The following is a 3,009-nucleotide window of genomic DNA, read 5'->3' on the forward strand; positions in this document are numbered from 1 at the left end:
GGGCGGCGCGACGATCTGGGCCAAGACGGGCGCGGCGGCCAACAGGACCGCCACGGCGGCAAGCGCGGATACGGGTTTCATCTTCTTCAGTCCCCTGACGAGATACGAACCCGTGCTGCTTAGTGACCGTTTGCAACGTCCAAGCGTGAATTTTGCGACAACGCCTGCCCGTTTTGCGGACAGGCGCATGACAAATAGACCGCCTACTGAACGAGCTTGGATATCTGGGACCATATCTCGTTGATGGCCAGCGAGGCGAACAGGATGGTCGCCGCCGTCAGCATCAGGTTCGACAGCCAGCCGTTGCGCCATTCCTTGGGCACACGGTCCGAGTTCAGCAGCCACAGCAGCGTCCCGGCAAGGAAGGGCATGAACAGGCTACCCAGCACCCCATAGGCCACGATCAAACCGAACGGACGGTCGATGAACAATAGCGCGATCGGCGGAAACGTGAGCCACAGGGCAAAGGCGCGGAACGACCACGATTTTTGCGTCGTCGCCATATCCTGCTTGGGCTTGCCGCGCACATGGGTGACGAAGTCCGAGAACATCAGGCTGACACCATTCCACACGCCCAGCAGAGACGAGAAGCTGGTCGCCCAGAAGCCGACAAGGAACATGGTGGCGACGAATGGGCTGAACCGCTCGCGCAACACACCCGACAGATCCAGTAGGCCACGGTCACCGCCCTGAAGCGCGATCCCCGCCGAATACAGCAGCTCTGCCCCGACAATCAGCATGGCGATCACGAACACGCCGGTGACGATATAGCCGACCTGATTGTCCAGCCGCATGACCTTGATCCACGACGGACCGTGCCAGCCCTTGGCATTCAGCCAATAGCCATAGGCCGCCATAGTAATGGTGCCGCCCACCCCGCCTATCAGACCCAGAGTATAAAAGACCGACCCCTGCGGCAGCGTCGGCCACAGCCCCGTCAGCAGGTTCGGAATATCCGGTGCCACGATCACGGCCAGACCGATCACGGTGACGAACATCACGCCGACGGCAAAGGTCATCACCTTTTCAAAGAGGCCGTATCCACCGAACCAGACGAAGGCCAAGCCCGCGATACCTGCGATCACGCCCCAAGTCTTGAGGTCAAATACGGGGAACAGCGCCGCCATCGGCAGGGCCGTCGAGGTCATCGCCGCGGCTCCGTAAACAAAGCCCCAGATCACGACATAGATGCCGAAATAAAGGCCCGCCCAGTTGATGCGCGAGCCAAAGAAGCCCTTGCCCAGCGAGCTCCAGCCTTCAAAAATCGTCTTCTCGCCCGCCAGCGTATAGCGGCCCGTCGCCTCGGCCAGCGCGATCTTGAGGATCGTTCCGACAATCGCCGCCCACAGCAGCGCATAGCCGAACTTCGAGCCCGCAATCAGCGTCGCGACAAGATCCCCTGCCCCCACGCCCGTCGCGGCCACCACAATACCCGGCCCGATCAGCGACCATTTGTTTTTTGGAATTGCTGACGACGCCTCTATCGAGGTTGGCGTGGTATCCGCGCGATCATTCATCAGCTATCTCCGGCTTCAGCGTCTACCTCTTTGCTGACATGGTTCCGGAGCCTATCCAACCCATTGTTCGATCATCATTTCGGGATCGAAGGCAAAGGACCGCTACGCAACGGCCCATTGCGGGCCCAACCCTTGCCCTTTCGGCGTTTTTCGCTTATAGGCCGCCCCTTTCCAGGGCTTCGGTCCTGCTGTGGAACGTCAAAGGGTCGGGAAACTCCCGTCCGCCACATCAGGAGCCATCGTAGGCAAACTACCCGGTTTGCCTGCGCCGATGTCCGCCAAGGGAGAATACCGCATGGCTCTTTACGAGCACACGGTCATGACGCGCCAAGATATCTCGGCGCAACAGGCCGAAGCGCTGAACGACACCATCAAGTCTCTGATCGAAGAAAACGGCGGCTCGGTCGCCAAGATCGAGTACTGGGGTCTGCGCAACCTGACCTACCGCGTGAAGAAGAACCGCAAGGCTCACTACTCGCTGCTCGCCATCGATGCACCGGCTGCTGCTATGGCAGAAGTCGAGCGTCAGCTGTCGATCAACGAAGACGTGCTGCGCTGGCTGACCATCCGCGTCGAAGAGCTCGACCTGGAACTGTCGCCGCTGCTGGCTCGCCGCGAACGCGAACGCGATCGCAGCAGCAACCGCAACGACGACGCTGCGGCTTCGGAATAAGGAACGGATAGATGACCGATACCAACGCTCCGATCCCGGGCGCACCGGCTGGCTCTGGCCCGGCCCGTCGTCCGTTCTACCGTCGTCGTAAGGTTTGCCCGTTCTCGGGCGCCAACGCACCGAAGATCGACTACAAGGACGTGAAGCTGCTGCAGCGTTACGTCTCCGAACGCGGCAAGATCGTGCCTTCTCGCATCACCGCCGTTTCCGCCAAGAAGCAACGCGAACTGGCCAAGGCCATCAAGCGCGCCCGCTACCTGGCCCTGCTGCCGTACGTGGTGAAGTAAGATGAAGGTCGTTCTGCTGGAACGCGTCGACAACCTCGGCGCCATCGGCGACGTCGTCACTGTTAAGGACGGCTTCGCACGTAACTTCCTCCTGCCGCGCGACAAGGCTCGCCGCGCCACGGAAGCCAACCTGAAGGCCTTCGAAATCGAGCGTGCTGCTATTGAAGCCCGCAACGAGAAGAACAAGGCCGACGCTCAGGTCATCGCTGACAAGATCGACGGCGAAACCTACGTCATGATCCGTCAGGCTGGCGAAACCGGCCAGCTGTACGGCTCGGTCGCTGGCCGCGACGTCGCTGAAGCCATCAAGGCTGAAGGCGGCAAGGTCGAGCGTTCGCAAGTCGTGCTCAACACCGCGATCAAGACCCTCGGCATTCACGAAGTGCTGGTTCGCCTGCACGGTGAAGTGTCGGCGACCGTCAAGATCAACGTGGCCCGTTCGGCTGATGAAGCCGAGCGTCAAGCCCGCGGTGAAGACGTCATCGCTTCGCGCTTCGACGACGAGCGTGCTGCTGCTGAAGAAGCTGCTCAA

5 protein-coding genes are annotated in these 3,009 nt (G+C 61.0%); 3 read left to right on the plus strand and 2 right to left on the minus strand.

The window, feature by feature from the left end; all coding sequences use genetic code 11:
- On the minus strand, nucleotides 1–189 hold a 189-nt coding region (locus B3H86_RS12360), incomplete at its 3' end, for a hypothetical protein (protein WP_292054361.1).
- A 14-nt stretch (nucleotides 190–203) separates the two neighbouring features.
- Nucleotides 204–1,517 (minus strand): Nramp family divalent metal transporter, encoded by a 1,314-nt coding sequence (locus B3H86_RS12365; protein WP_292054362.1) that lies wholly within the window; start codon nucleotides 1,515–1,517, stop codon nucleotides 204–206.
- A gap of 295 nt (nucleotides 1,518–1,812) precedes the next feature.
- Here B3H86_RS12365 and rpsF point away from each other — a divergent pair, with 295 nt between their 5' ends.
- The 3 genes from rpsF to rplI all read left to right on the plus strand — a co-directional run.
- Entirely contained in the window at nucleotides 1,813–2,190 is a 378-nt protein-coding gene (rpsF, locus tag B3H86_RS12370) for a 30S ribosomal protein S6 (RefSeq protein WP_292054363.1), read from the plus strand.
- Nucleotides 2,191–2,201: 11 nt separating this feature from the next.
- Nucleotides 2,202–2,477 (plus strand): 30S ribosomal protein S18, encoded by a 276-nt coding sequence (rpsR, locus tag B3H86_RS12375; RefSeq protein ID WP_292054365.1) that lies wholly within the window; start codon nucleotides 2,202–2,204, stop codon nucleotides 2,475–2,477.
- 1 nt (nucleotide 2,478) lies between these two features.
- The coding region (gene rplI, locus B3H86_RS12380) for a 50S ribosomal protein L9 (RefSeq protein WP_292054367.1) at nucleotides 2,479–3,009 on the plus strand (531 nt) is incomplete at its 3' end.

It is taken from the genome of Brevundimonas sp. UBA5866, from assembly GCF_002432125.1.
Taxonomy (GTDB): Bacteria; Pseudomonadota; Alphaproteobacteria; order Caulobacterales; family Caulobacteraceae; genus Brevundimonas.